Origin of the sequence: Luteibacter sp. 329MFSha (assembly GCF_900111665.1) — a bacterium.
In the GTDB taxonomy this organism is placed as follows: domain Bacteria; phylum Pseudomonadota; class Gammaproteobacteria; order Xanthomonadales; family Rhodanobacteraceae; genus Luteibacter.
Map to the genome: position 1 here is coordinate 2,094,928 of NZ_FOJE01000001.1, position 25,743 is coordinate 2,120,670.

Annotated in this window: 20 protein-coding genes; 7 read left to right on the forward strand and 13 right to left on the reverse strand. The window is 68.2% G+C overall.

Going from position 1 to position 25,743, the window contains the following annotated elements; all coding sequences use genetic code 11:
- Positions 1-88: 88 nt before the first annotated feature.
- From BMW54_RS09415 to BMW54_RS09430, 4 genes are read right to left on the reverse strand one after another with little or no spacing between them, the layout of a single operon-like run.
- The gene (locus BMW54_RS09415) at positions 89-688 is read right to left on the reverse strand and encodes a PqiC family protein (protein WP_090054876.1); all 600 of its coding nucleotides are present in this window, start codon (positions 686-688) and stop codon (positions 89-91) included.
- Entirely contained in the window at positions 685-2,367 is a 1,683-nt protein-coding gene (locus BMW54_RS09420; protein ID WP_090054878.1) for a PqiB family protein, read from the reverse strand. The genes BMW54_RS09415 and BMW54_RS09420 overlap by 4 nt, the downstream gene beginning before the upstream one ends.
- Positions 2,364-2,987: a paraquat-inducible protein A gene (locus BMW54_RS09425; RefSeq protein ID WP_090054879.1), complete on the reverse strand. Its 624-nt coding sequence runs from the start codon at positions 2,985-2,987 to the stop codon at positions 2,364-2,366. The genes BMW54_RS09420 and BMW54_RS09425 overlap by 4 nt, the downstream gene beginning before the upstream one ends.
- Positions 2,984-3,595 (reverse strand): paraquat-inducible protein A, encoded by a 612-nt coding sequence (locus tag BMW54_RS09430; RefSeq protein ID WP_090054881.1) that lies wholly within the window; start codon positions 3,593-3,595, stop codon positions 2,984-2,986. The genes BMW54_RS09425 and BMW54_RS09430 overlap by 4 nt, the downstream gene beginning before the upstream one ends.
- A 168-nt stretch (positions 3,596-3,763) precedes the next feature.
- Here BMW54_RS09430 and trxA point away from each other — a divergent pair, with 168 nt between their 5' ends.
- Positions 3,764-4,636, forward strand: coding sequence for a thioredoxin (trxA, locus tag BMW54_RS09435; protein WP_254779180.1), 873 nt, complete (start codon positions 3,764-3,766; stop codon positions 4,634-4,636).
- A 9-nt stretch (positions 4,637-4,645) separates the two neighbouring features.
- Here the strand turns inward: trxA and BMW54_RS09440 are convergent, their stop codons facing one another.
- Positions 4,646-5,095 carry a DUF4442 domain-containing protein gene (locus tag BMW54_RS09440; RefSeq protein ID WP_090055890.1) on the reverse strand — a complete coding sequence of 150 codons (450 nt, stop codon included), beginning with the start codon at positions 5,093-5,095 and terminating at the stop codon, positions 4,646-4,648.
- A 142-nt stretch (positions 5,096-5,237) separates the two neighbouring features.
- On the opposite strand from BMW54_RS09440, the gene BMW54_RS09445 reads away from it, so the two are divergent.
- Complete coding sequence (locus tag BMW54_RS09445; RefSeq protein ID WP_090054884.1) at positions 5,238-7,118, forward strand: M61 family metallopeptidase; 1,881 nt, start codon at positions 5,238-5,240, stop codon at positions 7,116-7,118.
- Between the two features lie 222 nt (positions 7,119-7,340).
- Here the strand turns inward: BMW54_RS09445 and BMW54_RS09450 are convergent, their stop codons facing one another.
- The 5 genes from BMW54_RS09450 to BMW54_RS09470 all read right to left on the reverse strand — a co-directional run bounded on the left by BMW54_RS09450 (position 7,341) and on the right by BMW54_RS09470 (position 11,197).
- Positions 7,341-7,859 (reverse strand): Dps family protein, encoded by a 519-nt coding sequence (locus tag BMW54_RS09450; RefSeq protein ID WP_090054886.1) that lies wholly within the window; start codon positions 7,857-7,859, stop codon positions 7,341-7,343.
- Between the two features lie 69 nt (positions 7,860-7,928).
- Positions 7,929-9,326 (reverse strand): sensor histidine kinase, encoded by a 1,398-nt coding sequence (locus tag BMW54_RS09455; RefSeq protein WP_090054887.1) that lies wholly within the window; start codon positions 9,324-9,326, stop codon positions 7,929-7,931.
- Positions 9,323-9,988, reverse strand: coding sequence for a response regulator (locus BMW54_RS09460; RefSeq protein WP_090054888.1), 666 nt, complete (start codon positions 9,986-9,988; stop codon positions 9,323-9,325). Before BMW54_RS09460 ends, BMW54_RS09455 begins: the two co-directional genes overlap by 4 nt.
- Before the next feature lie 76 nt (positions 9,989-10,064).
- Positions 10,065-10,679, reverse strand: a complete 615-nt coding sequence (locus tag BMW54_RS09465; RefSeq protein WP_090054889.1) for a hypothetical protein — start codon at positions 10,677-10,679, stop codon at positions 10,065-10,067.
- On the reverse strand, positions 10,661-11,197 hold the full coding sequence (locus BMW54_RS09470) for an RNA polymerase sigma factor (protein ID WP_090054895.1): 537 nt from the start codon (positions 11,195-11,197) through the stop codon (positions 10,661-10,663). Before BMW54_RS09470 ends, BMW54_RS09465 begins: the two co-directional genes overlap by 19 nt.
- A gap of 81 nt (positions 11,198-11,278) precedes the next feature.
- Here BMW54_RS09470 and BMW54_RS09475 point away from each other — a divergent pair, with 81 nt between their 5' ends.
- On the forward strand, positions 11,279-13,072 hold the full coding sequence (locus BMW54_RS09475; protein ID WP_090054897.1) for a M14 family metallopeptidase: 1,794 nt from the start codon (positions 11,279-11,281) through the stop codon (positions 13,070-13,072).
- A gap of 126 nt (positions 13,073-13,198) precedes the next feature.
- Here the strand turns inward: BMW54_RS09475 and BMW54_RS09480 are convergent, their stop codons facing one another.
- Positions 13,199-14,818 (reverse strand): multicopper oxidase family protein, encoded by a 1,620-nt coding sequence (locus BMW54_RS09480; RefSeq protein ID WP_090054899.1) that lies wholly within the window; start codon positions 14,816-14,818, stop codon positions 13,199-13,201.
- A complete protein-coding gene (locus tag BMW54_RS09485; protein ID WP_090054905.1) occupies positions 14,811-16,517 on the reverse strand; it encodes a phospholipase C in 1,707 nt (568 codons plus the stop codon). Before BMW54_RS09485 ends, BMW54_RS09480 begins: the two co-directional genes overlap by 8 nt.
- Before the next feature lie 238 nt (positions 16,518-16,755).
- On the opposite strand from BMW54_RS09485, the gene BMW54_RS09490 reads away from it, so the two are divergent.
- The 4 genes from BMW54_RS09490 (at position 16,756) to rapA (ending at position 25,076) form a co-directional block, all read left to right on the forward strand.
- The gene (locus BMW54_RS09490; RefSeq protein WP_090054906.1) at positions 16,756-18,894 is read left to right on the forward strand and encodes a M13 family metallopeptidase; all 2,139 of its coding nucleotides are present in this window, start codon (positions 16,756-16,758) and stop codon (positions 18,892-18,894) included.
- A 266-nt stretch (positions 18,895-19,160) separates the two neighbouring features.
- Positions 19,161-21,479: a catecholate siderophore receptor Fiu gene (locus BMW54_RS09495; protein WP_090054907.1), complete on the forward strand. Its 2,319-nt coding sequence runs from the start codon at positions 19,161-19,163 to the stop codon at positions 21,477-21,479.
- Positions 21,480-21,499: 20 nt separating this feature from the next.
- Positions 21,500-22,180, forward strand: a complete 681-nt coding sequence (locus tag BMW54_RS09500; RefSeq protein ID WP_090054908.1) for a Fe2+-dependent dioxygenase — start codon at positions 21,500-21,502, stop codon at positions 22,178-22,180.
- Between the two features lie 64 nt (positions 22,181-22,244).
- A complete protein-coding gene (rapA, locus tag BMW54_RS09505; protein ID WP_090054909.1) occupies positions 22,245-25,076 on the forward strand; it encodes an RNA polymerase-associated protein RapA in 2,832 nt (943 codons plus the stop codon).
- On the opposite strand, the gene BMW54_RS09510 is transcribed toward rapA, so the two are convergent.
- Complete coding sequence (locus tag BMW54_RS09510) at positions 25,077-25,733, reverse strand: rhomboid family intramembrane serine protease (protein ID WP_090054910.1); 657 nt, start codon at positions 25,731-25,733, stop codon at positions 25,077-25,079. It abuts the gene before it with no gap.
- Between the last annotated feature and the right edge of the window lie 10 nt (positions 25,734-25,743).

The following is a 25,743-nucleotide window of genomic DNA, read 5'->3' on the forward strand; positions in this document are numbered from 1 at the left end:
CGAATGCTCGGGTGGCCGCGCGAAAAACGCGGCGCTCAATCGCGGGAGACTATCCCACGAAGGGCATACGGGCCAAGCCTTGGGCGCGTTACCGCGGCGCGCCGCAGGTGGCCGGCTGGCCGGCGGCGACCGCCCGCGCGGCGGCCGCCACCTGGTCGGCCACCTTCCCCAGCGCACGCTGGTGGGCGTCGACGAGGCTCTGGTAGCTGCCGCCCGCCGGCTCCGCCACGCGGGAGGCGCACGTCGCCGCCTGGTCGGCGCCACGGACGGCCCACGACGCTTCCAGCGTCGCCTCGCCACCCACTTCGGAATCGAAGCGGCGGACGTCGAGCTGCACGCGAACGACCCTGGCGTCCTTCGCCCGTGGCAGACCATGGACGTCGTGGGTGCCGAGCCGAGCCGAGAGATCGGCGGACAACGCGCCGCGGATCTCGTCGCCGAGCGGCGACGCCCAGCGCTCGCCATCGAGCACCGCGATGCCGCTGGCGCCCTGTCGCAACACCAGCGAGGGCTGGTCGACCTGCGGCGGGACGTTCACCGGCAGCACGTCGATCACGAAGGGCGCGGTCGCGCCCGCCAGCGGCGCCGACGGCGGGATCAGCGTGTGGAAGTGCGTCGGCGCCGAGGCGCACGCCGCGAGACCGGCGAGCAGGAGGGAAACGCCGGCGAGGCGAAGGGTCTGGATCATGGCTGTTCTTCCTTGCCCTGCTTCGGGGACGGGGTGCTGATCTTCGGCGGCGCGTCGCTGCCGCGGCCGCGCAGCAGCGCTTCCGGATGCCGGCCGAGGTAATCGGTGAACGCACGGACCGAGCGCACGGTGCGCTGCAGTTCTTCCAGCGTGTTGGCGATGTTCTGCTGCAACGGCGAGTTCTCGGACAGCGCGTCGTTGGCCGTGCCCACGGTCTGGTTCACGCCCTGGAGCGTCTTCTTCGCCTCGGGCAGGATCTCGCTGTTCACGTTCTTCAGCGTGCCCTGCAGTTCCTTCAGGCTGCCGTCGAGGTTGCGTCCGATCGAATCGAACGGAATCTTCTCGACCTTGTCGACGATGCTGGAGATCTGTTCCTGCAGATGGTCGAAGTCGCCCGCCGTCGTCGGGACCTCGACCGGCTTCGCGCTGGCGTCGAACGCCACCTTCGGCGCCTTCGGATCGAAGTCGAGCGCGATGTAGAGCTGCCCCGTGAGCAGGTTGCCGCTGCGGGCCTGCGCACGCAGGCCATGGGCGACGAGCCCGCTCATGATGCGCGGGAACATGCTGTCGTCGTCCGGCCCGCCGACGGCCTTGGCCAGCTTCTCGTGGGCCTGGCCGAGACGCTGCGGATAGACGAGCGCGCCGACGATCACGGGGAACTTCTTCGTGACCGGGTCGTAGTCGAGGTTGACCGACACGACGCGACCCACCTTCATGCCGAGCAGCTCCACCGGCGCGTCGACGGCGAGGCCACGCAACGAATGCTCGAAGCGCATGCGGATGTAGCGCGGCTTGCCGTCGGGTGGCGCGAGCGCCGTCGTCTGGTCGCCGAACAGGGTGTATTCGGCCATCTCGGCCGCAGGTGCCTCCTCGTGTGGGCCCGGGGGATCCTGGAAGGCGACGCCGCCGGCGATCACGGTCGCGATCGACTGGGTGTTGAGCTTCAGGCCGTCGGCACCCAGCGAGACGTCGACGCCGCTGGCATTCCAGAACCGCGTGTCCTTGGTGACGAAGCGGTCGTTCGGGCCGTCGACGAACAGCTGAAGAGACACGCCCTTGCCATCCTTGTCGAGCTGGTACGACACGATGCGGCCCACCTGGATGCGGCGGTAGTAAACCGGCGAGCCGATATCCAGCGAGCCGAGGTCGCTGGCGTGCAGCACGAAGCGGCGCCCCGGCGCGCCGTGCGTCACCGCCGGCGGCGCCTCGAGCCCCGTGAAGTCGGACTGGTCCTCGTCGGAATCGCCGGCGTCCGCGCCGATGAAGGCGCCGGAAAGGAGGGTGTCGATGCCCGACACGCCGCTGGCGCCGATGCGCGGACGGACCACCCAGTAACGCGTGCCCTTGGTGGCGAACGCGCGCGCGTCCTTGTCGAGCTCGATCGCCACGCTGATGTGGCTGCGGTCCTTCGACAGGCGCATGGTGGTGACCTTGCCGATCACCACGTTCTTGTACTTGACCTGGGTCTTGTTCGCCTCGATGCCCTCGGCGGTCTGGAACGTGACCGTGATCTTCGGGCCGGCCGACATCACGTGGTTGACCAGCAGCGAGATGCCCACCAGCGCGGCGACGATCGGCACCAGCCAGATCAGCGAGAAGCCGAGCTTGGATTTCCGCACCACCGGCTGGGGCAGGTCGTCGTCCTGCGGCGGCGTGTTTCCTGCGTTGGCGTCGCTCATTGCGATTTCTTCCTGTTGTCCCAGATCAGCCGGGGATCGAAGCTCATGGCCGAAAGCATCGTCAGCACGACGACGATGCCGAAATACACCACGCCGGGCAGCGGCTCGACGCGACTCAGAATCTTGAAATGCACCAGGGCGGAGAGGATCGCGACGACGAAGACGTCGAGCATCGACCAGTAGCCGACCAGTTCGACGAAGCGGTAGAGCTTCGTCCGCTGACGGGCCACGTAGCCGCTCGACCGCTGCACCGACACCAGCAGGTAGCCCAGGATGATGAACTTGAGCATGGGCACGATGATGCTCGCCGTGAAGACGATCGCCGCCAGTCCTGGCGAGCCGGCCCGCCAGAGCTCGACGATGCCGCTCAGGATGGTGTTGTCGTCCTTGGACGACAGGCTCTGCGTGCGCATGATCGGGAACACGTTGGCCGGGATGTAGAACATCGCCGCGGCCAGAAGGAGCGCCCAGGCGCGGGCGATGCTGCCGGTCTTGCGCGCGTGGAGCGCGGCGCCGCATCGCGGGCAGCGGGCACGGTGGTCGTCCGTGTACGCGGTGACCAGGCGGCAGACGTGGCAGGCCATGATGCCCAGATCGACGGCTCTCGGCGGGGCCTTCATGCCTTGTCCTCGCGGGTCAGCGTCCAGAGTTCGCGCGGATCGAGGCTGGAGAACACCGTGATCAGCAGCGTGAGCACCCCGAACGCCCAGATGCCGGCGCCCGGCACGACGTCGAAATAGGTGTGGGCCTTCACGACGGCCACGAGGGTGCCGAGCATGAAGACCTCGATCATGCTCCACGGCTTCACGCTGACCAGCGCCGTCATGGCCTGCGCGAACCACGGCGCGCGGCGGCCGGACCGGGCGAACCAGAGCACCCAGCCGAAGATGAGGATCTGGCTGAGCGGGAAGAAGAACAGCGTCATGGCGCTCAGGAACGCGACGATCTGGGCGCCGTCGTTCCACATGGCGATCACGGCGCCCCAGAGGGTGGTGGCGGCGCTCATCCCCGACAGCCCCAGCGTGACGATGGGCGACACGTTGGCGATCACGAACACGATGAAGGCCGTGACGATCAGCGCGAACTGCCCGTCGATGCTCACCCACTGGTGTCGATCGAGGACCGCGCCGCAGACGGCGCAGTCGGCCACTTCGCCACGCGCGAGCGTGCGCCTCCGGTAGACGGAGTCGCAGTGTTCGCAGACGATGAGATCCTGGGCTGTGTGCATGCCTTCCAAGCGGTACGCGGCCGCAACGGCCCGCGCCCTATGATCGCAAATCCCCGTAAACGGCGCATGACGAGCGGGGTAGGACTGTTCCTAAAATGGCGTCGTCCCTTGATAAGCTCGCCGTCTTCCCCGACTTACGGGGCATTCCCATTCGCCAGGAGCACCCCCGTGAGCAGCGCCCAGACCCGCAGTGAACATGTCTTCGACGCGACCACGGCCGGGTTCGAGAGCGACGTCATCCAGGCCTCCCTGCAGACCCCGATCCTGGTGGACCTGTGGGCCGAATGGTGCGGACCCTGCAAGACCCTGGGCCCGGTCCTCGAAAAGCTCGCCGGGGAGTTCAACGGCGCGTTCCGCCTGGCCAAGATCGACGTCGAGGCCGAGCAGCAGCTCGCGGCGATGTTCGGCGTGCGCAGCATCCCGACGGTGATCCTGATCAAGGACGGGCAGATGGCGGACGGTTTCGCCGGCGCGCTGCCGGAAGGTCAGATCCGCGAGTTCCTCGCCCGCAACGGTATCGAAGCAGCCGAAGGTGGCGAGGACGCCGACGACGTCGACGCGCCCGCCGAGACGCCCGAGGACGCCATCAACCGTATCCAGCAGGCGATCGCCGCGGAGCCGGAGCGACCGGAGCTGAAGCTCGACCTCGCCCTGGCGCTGATGCGCGCCGGCCACGTCGGTCCGGCCCAGGCCGAACTGGATGCCCTGCCCGCCAATCTGGCGACCGACGCCCGGGCGGTCCGCCTGCGCAGCCAGCTCGAACTCGCCCGCGCGCTCGCCGGCGCACCCTCGCTGGCCGAACTGCGCCAGCGCGTGCAATCGGACGACAACGACTGGGAGGCGCGCGACCTGCTCGGTGTCCGCCTGCTGATCGAAGGCGACGCCGCCGCCGGTCTCGACCAGTTCCTCGACATCCTGAAGCGCCAGCGCGACTGGCAGGACGGCCAGGCGAAGAAGCGGCTGCTCGCCGCGTTCGCCACCATCGACGACGCCGCGCTCGTCGGCGCCTACCGCCGCAAGATGGCGTCGCTGCTCTTCTGAGCGGCGCCCTCAGGCCTTCGGCCGCTTGCGCCTGACGTAGAGCTGCTTGCGTACCGTCGCCACCAGTTCGCCCGACGCCGTGCGGATGTCGGTATCGAACCAGCGCAGGCATTTCTCGCCGTTCGCGGTGGCGGCGCGCAGCTCGTCGAGGACGGTGTCCTCGACGCGGAACTCCGCGTAGACGGCCTCGCGCCCCGGCGCGACGAAACGAATCTCGCCCGCCTGGTCCCACACGATGTAGTCGTTGCCGAGGCTCTTCAGCACCATGATCATCCAGAAGGGATCGGTCATGGAGAAGAGGTTGCCGCCGAACTGCGTGCGCACGTAGTTGCGGTTGTACCAGGCGAGTTTCAGGCGCACCTTCGCGTAGCGGTAGGTGTCGAACTCGACGACCCGGATACCGGCGAAGAAGAAAGGCGGCCATGCGTTGAGGACGCGCCGTAGCGTGCTTGCTTTCATGGGCGCCATGCTAGCGGCGGCCATGGTGCGCGCGAAGTCCCCCGTTTCAAACGCGGGCGGAACGGCCATGACCTCTGGCACACGCCCACCCGCGGACCCGCGCCGAGTATCGAAGGCTACCCACGCCGCCAGGATACGAGCCATGCGCCATCCGTTCCGCCGCGCCACCCTCGCCGCCGCCGTCGCGGCCGCGATGGCCCTTTCCATGCCCCAGGCACGCGCCGCCGACCTCCCGGTGGCCGCGGACCAGCCCTACCCCGGCAACCTCACGCTGCACGTCGATCTTTCCGACGCGTCGCGACATCTCTATCACGTGCGCGAGAGCATCCCGGTCAAGCCCGGCCACGCGATCCTCTACTATCCGAAGTGGATCCCGGGCGTGCACGCCCCCTCGGGCCCGCTCTCCAACGTGGCGGGTTTCATCGTCACCGGCAACGGCAAGCGCATTCCCTGGCGCCGCGACCTGAAGGAGATGTACGCGTTCCACGTCGACGTGCCCGAAGGCGTGGACAAGCTCGACCTCACGTTCGACTACCTGGCGCCAACGACGCCTAACTACATCCCGCTGTCGTTCAACGAAGTGGCCTTCTATCCGGCCGGGTACTACACCAGCCAGATCACGGTCCAGCCGACGCTCAAGCTGCCGGCTGGCTGGAAATTCGCCTCCGCGCTCGAGACCGCGTCGCAGTCGGGCGACGAGGTCGGCTTCAGGCCGGTGAGCTTCGAGAACCTGGTCGACTCGCCGGTGATGACCGGCAAGTACTTCACCCGCATCGACCTCGCGCCGGGCCAGCCGACGCAGGTGCACCTCAACATCACCGGCGACACCGCGGCCGGCGTCAAGGCGACGGAAGATCAGATCGCGAAGCAGCGCGCGCTCATCGTGCAGGCGAACAAGCTGTTCGGCGCGCACCACTACGATCACTACGACTTCCTGCTGGTCACGTCCGACCACACCGGACACTTCGGACTGGAGCACCATCAGTCCAGCGACGATCGTCTCTTCGCCAACTTCCTGACCGATCCCGACGCCAACGCCGCGGCCGGAACGCTGCTGCCGCACGAGTACATCCATTCGTGGAACGGCAAGTTCCGTCGCCCCGCCGATCTGTGGACGCCGACGTTCACCGAGCCGATGCAGGACGACCTGCTCTGGGTGTACGAGGGCATGACGGATTACTGGGCCGGCGTGCTGACGGCGCGTTCGGGCATCTGGACCACCGAACAATGGCGCGACTCGCTGGCCGGGATCGCCGCGGACATGTCCGCGCGCACGGGTCGCGAATGGCGCTCACTGCAGGACACGGCGGATGGCATTCCGCTGTCGTCGCGCGGCACGACGGGCTGGACCAACCTGCGCCGGAGCTCCGATTACTACCCGGAAGGCCAGCTGCTCTGGCTCGACGTCGACACGAAGATCCGCGACCTCTCCGGCGGCAAGCACACGCTGGATGAATTCGCCCGCGCGTTCTTCGGGATGGACAACGGCAGCTACAAGCCGAAGACCTATACGTTCGACGACGTCATTTCGACGCTCAACGGCGTGCAGCCGTACGACTGGGCCACGTTCCTGCGCCAGCGCCTCGACTACACCGGCGACACGCTACCCGAGCACGGCATCGAAGGCGGCGGCTGGAAGCTCGTCTACGACGACAAGCCGACCGCGTTCGCGAAGACGGCCGAGAAGATCCGCAAGACGGTCAACTTCGCCTATTCGCTGGGCATCCAGGTGTCCGACAAGGGCGTGGTGACCGACGCGCAATGGGAGGGCATCTCGGCGAAGGCGGGACTCGTGCCCGGCGTGACGATCGTCGCCGTCGATGGCAAGGACTACTCCGGCCAGGCGCTGAAGGACGCCGTCACCGCCGCGAAGTCCACGACGGCGCCGATCGAGTTCCTGATCAAGGACATCGAGGAATACCGCACGGTCAAGGTCGACTACCACGGCGGCCTGAAGTATCCCCACCTCGTGCGCGGCGAAGGCAAGGATCTGATCGGCGCGATCGCCACGCCGAAGAAGTAAAGCTGGCGACCGCTCGAACCGTAGGAGCGGACCTGGCCGCGACGGCTTTAACTGTAGGAGCGGACCTGGCCGCGACCGCTCTTCGCGAGGAGCAACAGGCCCTGTTGCTCCCGGCGAAAAGCCGTCGCGGCCAGGTCCGCTCCCACAGGGGCTTCGCAGGTCCTGTTGCTCCCGGCGAAAAGCTGTCGCGGCCAGGTCCGCTCCCACAATTGCTTCGCGGGCTCAGTGCTCGCGCGCGATCTCGAACAGGAACCACACGCGGCGCTCGCCTTCGTCGATCCAGTTCTCGAGGAAGCTGGCCGTCGCGACGTCGCCGTACTCGTCGCACACGCCGTGCAGTTCGCGCATGAAGCCGACGAAGCGCTCGTTGTCGTCGCGCAGCTCGGCGATCATGTCCTGCGGCGTCACAAAGTCCGCGTCGTTGTCGGACAGTCGCTGCAGCCGCGACACGTTGCCGATCGAGCGGATCGTCGTGCCGCCGATCTTGCGCGCGCGCTCGGCGATGTCGTCGGTGATCTTGAAGATCTGGTCCGACTGGTCGTCCAGCAGCAGGTGCAGGTCGCGGAAGCGCGGGCCCGACATGTGCCAGTGGAAGTTCTTCGTCTTCAGGTACAGCGCGAAGGTATCGGCAAGCAGCGTGTTCAGGCCCGCGGCGATGTCACGGGTCGCGTCCGCGCTGAGACCCGACGGGGTCCGCAGGTCGGCCTTGCGCAGTTTCTTGGTCGCTTCGGGATTCTTCATCGTGACGGCTCCGTGGGGAATGGCTCCGGAGGATGCGCCCAAGGACGTGACGATGCTTGGACGAATTGGTTACGCACCCGGAAGCAAAGGGATGTCGACCACGACCACGAGGCCGGTACCCGTCTCCGGGTCCCCGAGCCGGATGGACGCGCCGTGTAGCTCGACCGCCCGCTGCACGATCGACAGGCCCAGACCGTAGCCCCCGGCCTGGGTATCGGCGCCCCGCTGGAAGCGGGTAAACATCGCCGCCCGCCGCTCGGGCGGAATGCCGGGGCCATCGTCGGCCACTTCGATGCGCGCCCGCTCGCCCTCCTGCCGGATCGACAGCTGCACGTGGCCGCCCGCCGGGGCATACCGAAAGGCGTTCTCCACGAGATTGCGCAGCAGCGCCCGCAGGGCGGTGCCGTACCCCTCGATCACCAGCGTGTCGGGAAGCTCGACGCCCAGCTCCACGTGACCGGCGCCGATGACCGTGGCCATTTCGTCGACGACGTCCAGCGCCAGCTGGGTCAGGTCGACCGGGCTTCGCGGCCCGGCCGCCGCGCCTGCCTCCAGGCGGGCCAGCGCGAGCAGCTGCTCAGTGCGCCGGGCCAGCGACACGAGACACTCGCGCGCGGCCTCGAGGGCCGTGTGCGCCTCGTCCGGCCGCGCGGAGGCCATCGCGTCCTCCAGATTGATCATGGTGGAGGCCAGCGGCGTCCTCAGCTCGTGAGCCACGTCCGCGCTGAAGTGGCGCTCACGCTCCAGCGCGCCTTCGAGGCGCTCGATCTGCTGGTTCAGCGCCGTGACCACGGGACGCAACTCCTCCGGCGCGTCCGGCAGATCGACCGGTTCCCGGCTACCCGGCTCGCGCCGACTCAGGGCGGCGGCCAACGTGTCCAACGGGGCCAGGCCGCGCCGGATGGCCAGTCCGACGAGGAAGGCCATCAGGGGCAAGCCCAGCAACGCCGGCAGGCCATGCTCCAGCCAGAGCGCGCGCGTGATCTCGTTGCGGCTGTCGTAGCGCTCGCCGGCGCGGATCACCACGCCCTCGCGCTCCATCACGAGCGTGAAGACCCGCCACTGGTACTTGCCCTTGTGGATGTCTTCGAACGCGCCGTCGGCGACCTGCGTCGGGGGCACCTCCGCCAGGTTCTCGGTCGCCAGAAGTAGCGTTCCATCGCGATCGAACACCTGGAAACCGACCTCGGACTCGAACGTCCTGCCCTGCACGGTCAGTTCCTGCGGGTGGTTCGACACGCTGGGCACGAGCAGCCGCTCGAGATGGTGCTCGCGCAGATGCTCCACACCGACGCGCCCCACGAGCACCTCGAGCGTTCGTGCCGCCTGCGCCAGGCGCCCGTCCGACAGCTCGTCGACCTCCTCGAGTGTGTGCTTCGCGCTGAGGAAACCGAGCGGCAGCAGCAGCGCCACCAGCACGAGCACGATCAGCACGAGCAGGCGGGCGCGCAGGCTCGAAAGCTTCATCGCGGTTCCCGCGGCACCATGTAGCCGAAGCCGCGGACAGTCTGGATCGCGTCGTGGCTGAGCTTCCGACGCAGGGAATGCACCAGCACCTCCAGCGCGCTCGTGCTCATCGCGCTATCGGGGCCGTAAAGGGAATTCTCGAGCGACTCGCGGCGGACGATGCGTCCCGAGCGCTCCATCAACGCCTGCAGGAGCGCGAACTCGCGGCGCGTCAGGTCGACACGCTGGCCGTGCCAATAGCACTCGAAGGCGCCCAGATCCAGGCTCAGCGCGCCGGCCTCCAGCTTGTTCACCGCGGCCCCCCGCACGCGCCGGGTCAGCGAACGGATGCGGGCCGCCAGCTCGTCGAGGTGGAACGGCTTGACGAGGTAATCGTCCGCTCCCGCGTCGAGCACCCGGATGCGCGAGTCCACGGCCTCGCGCGCCGACATCACGATCACCGGCGTCGCGACGCTCATCCGCCGCGCCTCGGTCAGCACGTCGAGCCCGTCCTTCCCGGGAAGGCCCAGATCGAGCAACACGAGGTCGGCCTCGTGGTCGCGCAGGGCGAGCAGCGCCTCGCGACCGTCGCGGAACCAGCTGATCGTGTAGGCCAGCCGCTCCAGCGCCCGCCGGATGGCCTCGCCGAGCTGCGCGTCGTCTTCCACGAGAATGATGTGCAAGTGGGGAACCCCAGGCTGCGTCGGCGGCGATTATCCTTTGGCCCAGCTTAGCGCCGCCTTAGGCGCGATGGTGCGATCAGGCGCCGTTCCGCTCAAAGCGTTCGATTTCGGCGAGGCGGCTTCTTGCCCGGCGAAGGCTCGACCCCTCCGGCAGGCCCTTGAGATGGGCAACGACAAGGAATACGACGAGACAGGCGACGGCGGCCACGAGCAGGGAGCCGACGAACGCCGGTCGTGCCGCTACGATGTCCACGCCCAGCAGGGCGAATCCCCAGACGATCACGGCCACCCACATGAAGCAGCCCAGCACGCCGAACCAGCGTCCTTCGCGAAGCCGCCACGCACGAAGCTCCGCAACGCGCCTCTGCAGCATGAGGACCGGCGCGGCGTCGTCCACGCGAGCGGCCAGATAGAGGTTCCTCGCCGCCGCCACCACCATGGCCACGCCATAGGCGTGCAACGACAAGCCGGTGACCAGCAGCGACGGCACGTGACGGTGGTCGAACCAGAACGAGCCAGCGGCGACGGCGAGCAACAGACCGGCGGTCACCTGCACCCACTGCCCGACCACCAAAGGCCGCAACTCGGCGCGCACGCCACCGTCCCGCCCTGCCGCGATCTCACCAGGCGCCTCGGCGGCGACACGCTCATCGAGCGCCGACCAGCCCGCCTTCAGTTCGTCGAATTCCATACCTTCCTCCGTCGTTGCGATGCCTCGCCGGTCAGGTTCCGGCGCAGTCGTTGCTTCAGGCGCGCGATGCGCGTGCCCACGTTGGTGTCACTGATGCCCAGCACGGCGGCGATGTCCGCGTACGGCAATTCCTCGAGGTAAAGCAGCATCAGTGCCCGGTCGAGCGGTTCAAGCACCTCGATGGCGTCGGAGAGCGCGTGCAGACGTTCATCCGGCTCCTCGATGGCGGCGCCGCCGCCGAGCGTGTCGATCAACGACGCATCGAGAGACTGCGTGCGCTCGCGCTGCCGCCGCGCATGCGAAAGCCCGACGTTCAGCGCCACCCGGTACATCCACGTGGAAAACGGCCGCGCGGGGTCGTAGCTTCCGAAGGAGCGCCACAACTGGAGGAATATCTCCTGACCCAGGTCCTTTCGGTCCTCGACGCCGCGCGCGTAGACGGCCGCCACCTTGAGCACGATCCTGCTGTGCGCTGCCAGCAGCGTCTCGAACGTCCTTTGCCTGTCCTCGTTCCGCATGTGTCCTCCCGCTTTCCTTCATGATTCGCCGGGACGCCGAAAAAATCACACAATGGGTGGATTCTTCCGACGGATGGTTCCATGCCTGCGACGTTCCCCGCACGCCTCCTACTTGGCCTGATCGCGGCCGCACCGTTCACGCTTCATGCGAAGGACAGCTGGATCACGCCGGCCGAGGCGTCCGGGTTCCGCACGACGCCGTCGTACGCCGACACCGAGGCGTACCTGCGCCGGCTGGCCGATGCGTCGCACGGCACGTTGCGTGTAGAGACCTTCGGCACCTCGCCGGAGGGCCGGCCGATGACGGTGGTCGTCGCCGCGAAGGACGGCGACCTGACCCCCGAGCGGGCGCGCGCGGCCGGCAAGCCGATCGTGCTGTTGCAGGCGGGCATCCACCCGGGAGAGATCGAAGGCAAGGACGCGGGCCTGATGCTGCTGCGCGACTTCGCCGCCACCGGCCGCCTGCCCCACCTGCTCGACCATGCGGTGCTCGTGTTCATTCCGGTGTACAGCGTCGACGGGCACGAGAACTCGGGGCCGTACTTCCGCATCAACCAGAACGGGCCGGAAGAGATGGGGTTCCGCGGCCAGTCGCAGTACCTCAACCTCAACCGCGACTACGTCAAGGCCGATGCGCCCGAGACGCGTGCGTGGCTGAAGCTCTGGAACACATGGCGGCCCGACCTGCTCATCGACATCCACACCACCGACGGCGCCGATTACCAGTACGACCTCACCTGGTACGCCGAGGACGCGCACAAGCTGCCGCCTTCGGTGGCCGCATGGCAACAGGCGACCTACGCCGGCAAGGTGATGCCGCGCTACGAGAAGCTCGGCCACCTCGCCTCCCCGTACCTCGAATTCCGCGACGGCCGTGACATCACCAAGGGCATCCAGAACTTCGGCTCGGGACCGCGCTTTTCCACGGGCTACGCGGCGATCCGCAATCGCGCCGGCCTGCTGATCGAAACGCACATGCTGAAGTCGTACGAGGTTCGCGTCCGCGCCACCTACGATGTCGTGCGCAGCGTGCTCGACGCGGTCGACGCCTCGCCCGCCGCGCTGCTCGAGGCGTCGAAGCAGGCCGACGCGTGGGCCGCGTCGCTCGCCGCCCGGCCTGGCGCCACGCTGCCCGTCACCTTCAAGGAGGATCCCACGCCGACACCCTTCACGCTCAAGGGTTACGCGTTCACGCAGACGCCGAGCGACATCTCCGGCGACACCTGGGTGCGCTACGACCCCACGAAGAAGAAGACGTACGCGATCCAGAGCTGGAACGGCCTGCTTCCCGATGTCGCCGCGCCCTTGCCGGCGGCCTGGGCCATTCCGGCGCAATGGACGCAGATCATCGAGCGGCTCGACGCGCACGGCATTGCGTACACGCGCACGACCACGGGCGTCCGCGTGCCGGTGTCGCGCGATCGCCTGACGCAGCCCCGGTGGGCCGAGAAACCGTTCGAGGGCCATCACCTGCTGCGTGACGTGACGATCACGCCGACACCGGAGACCGTCGAGCTACCGGCTGGCACGGTGATCGTGCCCGCGGACAACACCGATGCGGTGCTCGCGCTGAACCTGCTCGATCCCCGCGCGCCCGATTCCATGCTGCGCTGGGGCTATCTCGACGCGATCTTCGAACCGAAGGAATACGGCGAGCCGCGCGTGCAGGAAGCCCTCGCCCGCGACATGATCGCGAAGGATCCCGCGCTCAAGACCGCCTTCGACGAGAAGCTGCGCAGCGATCCCGCGTTCGCGGCGAACCCGCGCGCACGCCTTTCGTTCTTCTTCGAACGCAGCCCGTGGTACGTGGCCCAGGAGGTCGGGGCCTACCCGGTGCTGCGGCTGGATGCGGCGGCGTTGCGGCGGGCCCGCTAGCGGCTCGTAGGAGCGCGCCTTGCGCGCGACAGCTTTTGAAGCCAGGGCAGCAGGTCCCGTGCTCTTTCGCGAAAAGCTGTCGCGCGCAAGGCGCGCTCCTACGAGGAGGGCATTCCACGATCGGGCTTACACCACCTCGAACGGCCGCATCATCTCGTTGGCCTCGTGCTCCGCGAGGTGGCAGTGCCAGGCGTAGCGGCCCTTGTAACCGTCGAAGGTCGCGACGATGCGCGTGACCATGCCGGGGTACGCCTGCACCACGTCCTTCCACCCGCGCTCGTGCGCCGGCGGTGGCTGCGCCGGACCCGTGAAACGCAGCGTCTTCGAGGACATGTATTCGTCGACGTCGTACGGACGACGGTCGAGGATCTGGAAGCGGACGAGGTGCAGGTGGATCGGGTGCGTATCCTCGGTGAGGTTCACCAGGTTCCACGCCTCCGTCGTCCCGAGCTTCACCGTCTCCGTCACCGGATCGTGCCAGCGCTTTCCGCCGAGCAGCATGAGCATCGGGGTCGCGACGCAGTCGCTGTATTCGTCGAGGGTGAGTTCGCGCGAGCGTGACACGTCGCGCTCCGTGAAACGCGGAACGTCGCGCAGGACGTCCGGCACGCGGCTGTCGTCGCGCACCGCGCCCTGCCCCACCGCGAACCGCATGAGCGGGAGCGCGTCGTTCATCAGCTCGATAGCGCCGCCACGTGACGCTGCGAAGTCGACGACGAGGTCCGCCCGCTCGCCGGGCGCTAGGAAGATCGACCGCATGGACACCGGCGCGGCCAGCAGCCCCTGATCGGAGCCGATCGCCTGGAACGGCCGGCCGTCGCGGAAACGCAGGTGATAGAAGCGGCCGTTCGACGCGTTGAGCACGCGAAGACGGTAGCGCCGCGGCTGCACGTCGGCCCGAGGGAGGATCGCGCCGTTGACGAGTGTGAGGTTGCCGAAGACTTCGGGCACCCACGGCGCGTTCGCGTCGCCGGAATCGGGGTAATAGAGGCTGCCGTCCTCGCGCAGCAGGCGATCCGCCAGCACGAGCGGAAGTTCCTGGTCACCCGCCGGCAGGCCGAGGCCGAGCTCGTGCTCGTCGCGCAGCAGGTAAAGGCCCGTCAGGCCCGCGTACATGTTCAGCCGATTGATGCCCATCGCATGGTCGTGGTACCAGAGCGTCGCGGCGTCCTGGGTGTTCGGGTACCGGTGACGACGCGATTTGCCGGGCACGTACCAGTCTTCCGGATACCCGTCGTCGGCACGCGGCACCTGCGCGCCGTGCAGGTGGACGATCGCCCGCACCTCCGGCTTGTCCGCCTCGGCGCCGCAGATCGCATGGTCGACGGGCAGGAAATGCTTCACCGGTAGCGCGTTCTCCCAGATCACCTCCGTCGCCTGTCCCTTCCGCGCGTCGATGGTCGGTCCGGGGTACGCCCCGCCGTACGTCCACAATCGTGTCGGCGGCAGGTCGCGATGCAGCCTCTGCGTCGACTCCGCCATGCGGAGGCGCAACGGCTTGCCCGCCGCGGGAACGAGCACCGGCGGCACGGGCAGCGTATCGACGAACGGCGCGAGCTTCGCGGGATCGACCAGACCGGGCATGCGGGTGACGTCGCCCATGGCGTGCATGCACAGATCGTTGCCGACGCGCCCTGCCGGCGCGGCCTGCATGGCGTGCATGTCGTGCGCGAGCAGCCGCGACGGGATCCACCCCGCCGCGGCCGCCCAACCCGCCGTCTTCAGGAACCGACGGCGATCAACCATGCCCACCGTTCCCGGCCGCCCAGGGCCATCCGCCGTTGCGCTTCGGCTGGCCCGTCGACTCGTCGAGGATCAGCTTGCGGTCGAACAGGCGCGGCAGGAAGAAGTCGAACATCCCGTCGAGGCGACCGGCGTGGGCATCGCTCGAACCGCCACCGATGCGCTTGCCGTCGAGCCAGTTGTCCTCGATGAAGCGCGTGATCGAGCTCTGGTCCGTCACCGTGTGGTCCACCATGTTCTCGCGCGCCCACGGCGACACCACGAGCAGCGGCAGGCGCGGACCGAAGCCGCAACGTCCCTGCGCCGGCGTCTTGCCGTCGAGACCCGGCAACGTACCGTGGCCCTTGCAGACGCCGGGACCGTCCAGCGCGTCGGTGCTGCCCTGCGACGCGTTCATCCGCGGCGGCTGCTGGTGGTCGTACCAGCCGTCGGAGTCGTCGTACGCGATGACGACCGCCGTATCGCGCCACTCGCCGCTCTGCTGCAGCGCGTTCATCACGTGCACCACGAACGCCTGTTCGTCGATCGGGTCGGAGTAGCCGCCGTGGCCGTCCTGGAACGACGCCGCCTTGAGGAAGCTCACCGCCGGAAGATTGCCCGCGTCGAGCGCGTCGTAGAAATCTTCCATGTCGTACTGATGGTTGGCGGCATCGCCGCTGTGGCCGATCGCCGCCACCGAGGCCGGCCGCGCGTGCGTCGGGTTCGCGGTGGACGGGTAGTACTGGAACGGCTGGTGATGCGGGCTGTAATCGTTCGAGGTGCTGTTGGTCACCTTCGACAGCGTGCGCCGCGAGCAGCCGCTGCTGCCGTCGGCGTTCGTGCGGGTGAGGTCGAAGCCGCCCTGGAACCAGCCCCAGGTCACCTTGCGCTCGTTGAGGAGGTCGCCGATGTTGCGGCCACCCATCGTCACCTGCGTCGCCGTGGGCGACGAGCAGACGTCGCCGATCGGATCGGGATCGCCGATCATCGTCAGGCCACCGTTACCGTCGTCCGTCGTGCCGCCCGTGCCGTTGAGCGTGTCGATCACGCCCGCCGTCTGGCCGGCGATCATGTTGACCGCACCCGGTGTCGACGGACCGAACGTGGTGCCGTAGCTCGCGTCGCTCATCGCGAAGTGCTGCGCGTAGTTCCACAGCGCGGTGACGGTGTTGCCGTCGTAATAGCCCATGACCTGGCCCTTGCCCTCCTCCGACGGATCACCGCCCGGCAGCATCTCGCCGCGGCCCGTGTAGAGCGGGAACAGGTCCATGCGGCCGCCGTTGAACGCGCGCTGCTCGGAGGTGTAGCCGTGGTCCTGGTCGGCCGTCGCGGCTTGGGCGCGCGTCAGACGGAAGGGATTGATCGCGCCGTCGCCGTTGTCCTTGTTGGTGGCGTTCGGGTTCTTCGTCAGCAGGCGGCGGTCCAGCCCGTTGACCGGCGGCGTGAACGGGCGCGCGTAGAACGCGGGCTCGCCGTGCGGATTTTCGGCATACGGATAGGTGCCGAAGTAATGATCGAACGACACGTTTTCCTGGAAGATCACCACGAGATGGCGGATCGGCGTCGACGTGCGCGGATCGTCGCCGTGGCCGCCGTGGCCGTGGCCGAAGCCCAGCGCGGACACGCCGTCGTCCGGCGTATCGCCCGCGACCTGCTGTGCCGTGATCGACGCGGCGGAAAGGGTGAGCACGCAGGCGATGCCTGCGGCCAGTAACTTGCGCATGACGGATGCTCCTCGATTGGCTCTTCGGGCTGGACGGGAAGCCGCATCCCCTGTCATGCGGACACGCGAAGCCTAGGAAGCCGATATGACGGTTCGGGGACATTCGTCGCGAGTTCTTGCGGAATATCGGCAACCATGACTTTCGTCACAGTTGGCCCTGCGCCGGGGCCGCAAGGGCTATGCTCGGACCCCACCGGCGCCCGGGGGCGCCGTTTCCACCAAGTCACGAGGGACATCCATGACCAAGCAGTACCTGAAGCCGCTCGCACTCGCGCTCGGCGTCGCACTCGCCGGCACCGCGTGCAGCAAGCACGACGACGCCGACACCGCCGCGCCGGCCGCCACCACGCCGGCACCCGCGAGCACCGCGCCGGCGGCCGCCGGTACCGCGGCCGCCGCGCCGGCCGGTCCCTCGTTCGACGTGGCCGAGCTCGACACGAACATCGACGCGTGCACCGACTTCAACGGCTTCGTCAATGCGAAGTGGGTGGCCGCCAACCCGATCCCCGACGACCGCACCCGCTGGGGCGCGTTCGACAAGCTCGCCGAGAACAGCCTGAACACGCAGCACGACATCGTCGACGCGATGGACAAGGGCGCGGCGAACGCCCAGGCCGGTTCGATCGAACAGAAGATCGGCCTGCTCTACCGCTCCGGCATGGACGAAGCGGCCATCGAGAAGGCCGGCGTCGACCCGATCAAGCCGGAACTGGCGAAGATCGACGCGCTGAAGACCCCGCAGGACATCGTCGACTTCCTCGATGCCAGCTTCAACGACGGCAACAGCTACGTGTTCGGCTTCGGCGCCGGCGCCGACTTCCAGAACGCCAAGGTGCAGATCGGCTACGCCCAGCAGGATGGCCTCGGTCTGCCGACCAAGGACTACTACACCGACCCGAAGCAGGCCGATAACCGCAAGGCCTACCTCGCCTACATCGTGAAGACCCTGACGCTCGCCGGCGTGCCGGAAGACCAGGCCACGAAGCAGGCGGACGAGGTCATGAAGTTCGAGACCCAGCTCGCCGCCGCCTCGCTCGCGCCGGTCGAACTGCGCGCGCCGGAGAATCAGTACCACTTCGTCTCCGTCGCCGAAGCCGACAAGATCACGCCGCACTTCAACTGGGAGAAGTTCTTCGCCGCCCAGGGCGTGACGATCGACAAGGGCTTCTCGCTCTCGCAGCCGAAGTTCTTCAAGGAGTTCGACAAGATGCTGGCGTCGACGCCGGTGTCCACCTGGCAGGCCTACCTGCGCTTCCACGCGATCGACGGCGCGTCGCCGTACCTGTCCAAGACCTTCCAGGACAACAAGTTCGACTTCTACGGCAAGACTCTCGCCGGCCAGCCGCAGCAGAAGCCGCGCTGGAAGCGCGTGCTCGGTACGGTGAACAGCTCGATGGGCGAAGCGCTCGGCCAGCTGTACGTCGCCAAGGTGTTCAAGCCGGAAGCCAAGCAGCGCGCCAACGAGCTGGTGGACAACGTCCGCAACGCCCTGAAGACGCGCATCGAGAACCTCGACTGGATGAGCGCCGAGACCAAGGAGAAGGCGATCCAGAAGTGGAACACCTTCCTGCCGAAGATCGGTTACCCCGACAAGTGGCGCGACTGGTCCGGTCTGGACGTCAACGGTGAGAACTACTTCGGCAACGTCGAAGCCGCCAGCAAGTTCAACTATCACTACGACATCGCCAAGATCGGCAAGCCGACCGACCGCCTCGAGTGGGGCATGACGCCGCAGACGGTCAACGCGTACTACAACCCGACCGACAACACGATCAACTTCCCGGCCGCGATCCTGCAGCCGCCGTTCTTCGACGCCAACGGCGACGACGCGATCAACTACGGCGGCATCGGCGCGGTCATCGGTCACGAGGCCAGCCACGGCTTCGACGACGAGGGCAGCCAGTTCGACGGCGACGGCAACAACAAGAACTGGTGGACGAAGGCCGACCGCGCCAAGTTCGACGAGCGCGCGGCCAAGCTGGTCGCGCAGTTCAACGAATACGCGCCGATCAAGGACAAGCCGGACCTCCACGTCAACGGCAAGCTGACCCTCGGCGAGAACATCGCCGACCTCGGCGGCCTCAACGTCGCGTACGACGCCCTGCAGGAAGCCCTGAAGAAGAATCCGAAGGAAGCCGCCGAGAAGATCGACGGCTACACCCAGGACCAGCGCTTCTTCCTCAACTGGGCGCGCGTGTGGCGCGGCAGCGTCCGCGAGAAGCAGGCGATGCTGTACCTCAACACCGACCCGCACGCACCGGCCTCGCTGCGCGCCATCGGCGCACCGTCGAACATGGAATCGTTCGCCACGGCGTTCCAGTGCAAGCCGGGTGCCACCATGGTCCGCGCCGCCGACAAGCAGGTGAAGATCTGGTAATCGCCCCACGTCATCCTCGATGACTGAGAAGGCGCCGCACGCGAGTGCGGCGCCTTTTTCATGCGCGCGGCTTCCTGCGCCCGGTAATTGCAACTCGTTCTCATTACGATTACGATGTCGGTCGAGACGGGTCCCGTACCCGCGCACCGCCCACAGGGAAACCAACCGATCCCCTGCCCGCCGCGTGGCTTCGTCGCCGCGTGCCGCGGAGGCGCGTGCGCGAACGAAGGCCGTTCCATCTTTCGTCCAGACTCAAAGGGAATCCCATGGCCTTCATCAAGAGCCGCAAGCATGCCGCTCCTGCCGCGCGCACCGTCGGTGCCGCCGTCCTTCTGACCCTCGCGCACGGCGCGATCGCCACCGACGCGCCCGCCGATGTCGTGGCCCCGCCCCAGCAGGCCAAGGTCAACGACGCGCAGGCGCTGCCCGGCATGCAGGTGGAGGCCGACCGCTCCAGCGACTACCGCGTCGAGAAGGTCTCGTCGCCCAAGTTCACCCAGTCGCTGCTCGACACGACGCAGTCGATCCAGGTCATCAACAAGGAACTGATCCAGCAGCAGGGCGCGACGACGCTGACCGAGGCGCTGCGCAACAGTCCGGGCGTGGGCACGTTCTACGTCGGCGAGAACGGCCAGACGAACACGGGCGACGCGATCTACATGCGCGGCTTCGATACGTCGGGCAGCATCTTCGTCGACGGCGCGCGCGACCTCGGCACCGTGTCGCGCGACATGTTCAACATCGAGCAGGTCGAGGTCACGAAGGGTCCGGACGGCACGGAATACGGCCGCACCGCGCCGACCGGCGCGATCAACCTCGTGACCAAGCAGCCCGTGCTTGGCAACGGCGTGTCGGGCACGGTGCAGGTGGGCAGCGGCCAGCGCCGCCGCGCGACCGCCGACCTCAACCGCCAGATGGGCGACACCGGCGCGTTCCGCCTCAACGTGCTCGGCCAGGAGAGCGGCGTCTACGGACGCGACCAGATCGAGAACAACCGCTGGGGCATCGCGCCGTCGCTGGCGTTCGGCCTCGGCACGCCGACGCGCGTCTACCTCGACTACCTGCACGTGAAGCAGAACAACGTGCCCGACGGCGGCATCCCGACCATCGGCCTGCCCGGTTACAGCAGCCCGGACCGCCGCGCGTTCCTCAACGACGCGCCGAAGGTCGATCAGGACAACTACTACGGCACGACGCAGGACAAGGATCACGTCACGCAGGACCTGTTCACGGTGATCGTCGAGCACGACTTCAACGACAAGGTCGCGCTGCACAACACCTCCCGAATCGGCCGCACGACGCAGGACTACCTGCTGACCTCCTTCATGGGTTCCACGGCGAACCTGCTCACGCCGAACCCGGCGGATCCGTCGACGTGGACCATCGCGCGCAGCTCCCCGACGTTCAAGCACCAGTCCAACCGCATCGCCACGAACCAGACCAACCTCACCGCCACGATCGAGTCGGGCGCGGTCACGCAGGACATCAGTGCCGGTATCGAGCTGACGCAGGAGAAGGCTCGCACGATCGGCATCGCGCCGCTCGCCGGCAGCACCTGGCCGGCGGCGAACCTGTACAAGCCGTACTCGCACGTGGGCGGCCTGCGTTACGGCGAAACCGGCGCGCACAGCGACGGCAAGACGAACACCGCGGCGGCCTACTTCTTCGACACGCTGAAGTTCGGCGACAGCTGGCAGGTCAACGGCGGCGTGCGCCTCGACCACTACAAGACCGACTTCAGCAGCCTCGTCGTCTGCGGCGCGCGCAACGGTCCGGTGTGCGGTCCGCTGCGTCCGGGCAGCATCGTGCCGGGCGTCGACGCGAAGAAGAGCGACAACCTGTTCAACTACAAGGTGGGCGTGCTCTACAAGCCGGCGGCCAACGGCAGCATCTACGTCAACTTCGCGCAGTCGCAGGAGCCGCCGGGCGGCAACACGCTGACGCTGTCCTCGTCGGCCAACAGCGCCGACAACCCCAGCTTCGACGCGCAGAAGGCCCGCACCGCCGAAGTCGGCACGAAGTGGGACCTGATGGATTCGAAGCTGCTCGTGACGGCGGTGCTCTATCGCACCACGGTCACCAACGAGCTCGTGCAGGACCCGACGGACCTGCTCTACTACCAGATCGGCAAGAAGCGCGTGCAGGGCGTGGAACTGACCGCGATCGGCAAGATCACCGAGAACTGGGCGATCAGCGCCGGCTTCTCCACGCAGGACGCGACCGTCGAGAAGGGTGCGGGCGTCACGGCCAACGGTTCCGACGACTTGGCCTACACGCCGAAGCGTTCGTTCACGGCCTGGACCACCTACCACCTGCCGTTCAACCTCACGGTCGGTGGCGGTGCGCGCTACCAGGGCGGACTGCAGCGTGGCACGGACGGCGCGGTCGGCACCCCCGCCTACACGCAGAGCTACTGGGTGTTCGACGCGGTGGCGAGCTACCCGATCAACCGCCACGTCGACATCCAGCTCAACGTGTACAACCTGTTCGACAAGGAATACGTCGCGGCGATCAACAAGAGCGGCTACCGTTACACCCCGGCCACGCCGCGCTCGGCGATGCTCCAGGCCAACATCCGCTTCTGATCCAGCGAGGAACCGCCGCCATGCTGATGCACATCCCGGACGTCCTGAGCAAAGACCAGGTGGCCGGGATGCGCCTCGCCCTTGACGGCGCGGACTGGACCGACGGTCGCGAGACCGTCGGTCCGCAGGGCGCGAAGGTCAAGCGCAACCTGCAGCTGCCCGACGCGTCGCCGCTGCGCCGCGAACTGGGCGATCTCGTGCTAGCGGCGCTGCGGCGCCATCCGCTGTTCCACGCGGCGGTGCTGCCGTTGCGCACGATCTCGCCGCGTTTCAACCGCTACGAAGGCGGCGGCGAATACGGTTTCCACATCGACGGCGCCGTGATGCACGCCGGCACCGGCGACACGCACGTGCGCAGCGACATCTCCTGCACCGTGTTCCTGAGCGAGCCGGACGACTACGACGGCGGCGAGCTGATCGTCAGCGACACGTACGGCGAACACGAGGTGAAGCTCCCTGCGGGGGACGCCATCGTCTACCCCTCCTCCAGCCTGCATCGCGTCGCGCCCGTGACCCGCGGCGCCCGCGTCGCCTCGTTCTTCTGGATCCAGAGCATGGTGCGCGACGACGGGGAGCGCCGGCTGCTGCTCGAGATGGACACGGCCATCCGCACGCTCTCGTCCAGCGGCGCCGACCAGGCCGCGATCCTGCAACTGACGGGCGTTTACCACAACCTGCTCAGGCGCTGGGCCGAAACATGAGGTAGGCAGGGGCGCCTTCGAGAGCGGATAATTGGCGCCCCCTGATGTCTGGCTTCCCCAAAGCATGTTCCAACCCGGTCAACGCTGGATTTCCACCGCCGAGCCCGAGCTCGGCCTCGGCACCATTCTCCGCGTCGAAGGACGCAGCGTGCAGGTGCTGTTCGCCAAGGCGGGCGTCCTGCGTCCGTACGCCACCGACAGCGCGCCGCTGATCCGCGCCGAATTCCGTGCCGGCCAGCGGGTCTCCGGCAAGGGCGTGGCCTTTCTCGTCGAACGCATCGAGGAGCGCGAAGGCCTGTTCGTCTATCGCGGCGAAGGCCGCGAGCTCGAAGAGGGCCAGCTCGACGACGAGCAGGCGCTGTCACAGGCCGACGACCGCCTGATCGGCGGCCGCACCGACGCCAACGACCGCTTCGATCTGCGCGTCGACGCCCTGCGCCGCCGTGCCGACGCCCGCCGCTCCGCCGCCTGGGGCCTGGAATCCGCCCGCATCGGGCTGGTGCCGCACCAGCTGCGCGTCGCCGGCATCGCGGCCGCCCGCCGCCCGCCGCGCGTGCTGCTCGCGGACGAGGTCGGCCTCGGCAAGACGATCGAAGCGGGCATGATCCTCGCGCGCCAGCTCGCCACCGGCCGCGCCGGGCGCGTGCTCGTGCTGCTGCCCGAGACACTGGTCTACCAGTGGTTCGTGGAACTCCTGCGCCGCTTCAACCTCTCGTTCTCGATCTTCGACGAGGAGCGCTGCGAAGCGATCGAGCAGGCCAACGACGGCCGCAATCCGTTCGAGGACGAACAGCTCGTCATCGCCGACTTCGCGTTCCTGGAGTCGGCGCCGAAACGCGCCGCGCAGCTGGCCGAGGCCGGCTGGGACCTGATCGTCGTCGACGAGGCGCATCACCTGGAATGGACGCCGGAAGGCGCCAGCCCACGCTATCGCCTCGTCGAGGAACTCGCCGCGGCGACGCCGGGCGTGATCCTGCTCACCGCCACGCCGGAACAGCTCGGACGCGCCGGGCACTTCGCCCGCCTGCGCCTGCTCGACCCGCAGCGCTACGCCAGCCTCGACGCCTACCTCGCCGAATCGGCGGGCTACGCCGAACTGTCCGACATCGCCAGCACGCTGGCCGCCGGCACCGCGCTCGACGCGACGCAGAAAGCCACGCTCGCCGAACGCTTCAAGGGCGATCGCGAGCTGGCCGCCCTGCTCTCGCGCGACGACGCGGGCGACGACCTGCTCGCCGCGCTCATCGACCGCCACGGCACCGGACGCGCGATGTTCCGCAATCGCCGCGCCGGCATCGGCGGCTTTCCGCGCCGCGTGCCGGACCTGATCGCGATCGATCCGTCGACGCTGGAGCCGGGCCGCCGCGAGGCGCTGCTCGCCGAGTTCCGCTCGGACATCCAGCAGCCGCCCGCGCCGCTCGAGTTCGACTATGCCAACGACCCGCGCCTCGCCGCGCTGATCGGCCTGCTCGACGCCCATCCCAACGACAAGTTCCTCCTGCTCTGCCGCAGCCAGGCCAAGGTGATGGCGATCGAGGACGCGCTACGCACGAAGAGCGGCGTCGGCGTGGCGCGCTTCCACGAAGGCCTCGGCATCGTGCAGCGCGACCGCAACGCCGCCTTCTTCGCCCAGCCCGACGGCGCGCGCCTGCTGCTGTGCTCCGAGATCGGTTCCGAAGGCCGCAACTTCCAGTTCGCGCATCGCCTGGTGATGTGGGACCTGCCGCTCGATCCGGACCTGCTCGAACAGCGCATCGGCCGCCTCGATCGCATCGGCCAGAAACACGACATCACCATCCACGTGCCGCTCGTCGGCCAGAGCGCCCAGCACGTGCTCGCGCGCTGGTACGACGAAGGCCTCGACGCGTTCCGCGGCAGCCCCGCCGACGGCCGCGAACTCCTGCGCCGTTTCGGCAGCCTGCTTTCGTCGCTCGCCGACGAGCATGCCCGCGAGGACGACGACCGCGACCAGGAGCTCGATGCCCTGATCGCCGAGACGCGCGGCGCGCACGAGGAACTCTCCGCGCTCATCCACGCCGGTCGCGACCACCTGCTCGAGCTCGCGGCCAGCCGCGACCCGCACGCGGGCGACCTCGCCGGCAGCTTCGCCGCCGAGGACGACGATCCGAAGCGCGACGCCTTCATCCAGCGCCTGTTCGAAACCTACGGCGTGCACGCCGAAGAACTCGCGCGCGGCATCGTGCTGCTCGATCCGCAGTACCTGTCCACCGATGGCCTGCCCGGCTTCGCGGACGGCCCGGTCTCCGTGACGTTCTCGCGCGACATCGCGCTCGCGCGCGAAGACCTGCCGCTGCTCCGCCTCGACCATCCCATGGTGGGCGCGGCCGTCGACCTGCTGGTCTCGGGCGAGGACGGCAACGCCGCGTTCCTCGTCGACGACGCGCTGCCGGTGCGCACCGCGCTCCTGCAGACGGTGTTCGTCCTCGAGGTGGTGGCCGACCGCAAGCTCGACGCCGGTCGCTTCCTGCCGGCCACGCCGCTCACGCTCACGGTGGACACGAAGCTGACCGAGCGCGCGCAGTTCCGCCCCAGCGACGTCGCGCTGCGCCGCGCCGCCGACCGCAACATCGAAGTGCCGCGCTACCGGAAGTTCCTATCCAAGCTCGTGCCGCCCATGCTCGAACGGGCGCAGGACCTCGTCGAGGCGCGCGCGGAAGTGCTCAAGGCCGAGGCGCTCGACGCCGCGCGGCGCGAACTCGACGCCGAGCACGCGCGCCTCGTGGCGCTGCACGCCGTGAACCCGTCGATCTCCGATGACGAGGTCGACGCGATCGCCGCCGAACGCGACGCGCTGCTCGCCGCCATTCCGGAAGCCCGGCTGCGACTCGACGCGGTGCGCTTCGTCGTCAGCCCGGATTTCCTGGCGCTGCGCTGATCAGGACCAGTGGCGTGGCGGCGGCCTGACGCCCCACGCCCAGAGCAGGGCCAGTCCGGCCACGAGCCCGCCAAGGTGGGCGAAGTGCGCCACGCCGGACAGGGTGCCGGTCACGCCGAAGACGAGTTCGGCGACGCCGTACAAGGTGACGAAGAGCCATGCCGGGATACCGATGGGAATCGGGATCAGCATCAGCTTTTCGCGCGGGAAGAGCATCGCGAACGCACCCAGCAGGCCGAACACGGCACCCGAGGCGCCGACCGTCGGGTACATGCGGTCCGGCTCGAAGATGTACACCACCGCCAGCTGCGCCACCGCCGCCGCGATCAGGCACGCGAAGTAATAGACCGTGAAACGGCGCGTGCCCATCACCCGCTCGATCAGGCCGCCGAACATGTAGAGCGCGTACATGTTGAGCACGATGTGCATAACGTTGCCATGCATGAAGCCGTAGGTGACCAGCTGCCAGGGACGGAAACCGATGCCGGCGACGTCGCCTCCGCCGAGGTCGACGGCGATGTCGTGGCCGAACGGCCACAGCGCGAACCAGCGCGTGAGCGACAGCGTGTCCTGGTCGTGCAGCAGGTACTGCAACGCGAACACCACGACGTTGACGATGAGCAGGTTCCGGGTGACCGGCGGCAGATTCGTCGGCATCGGCGTGTCG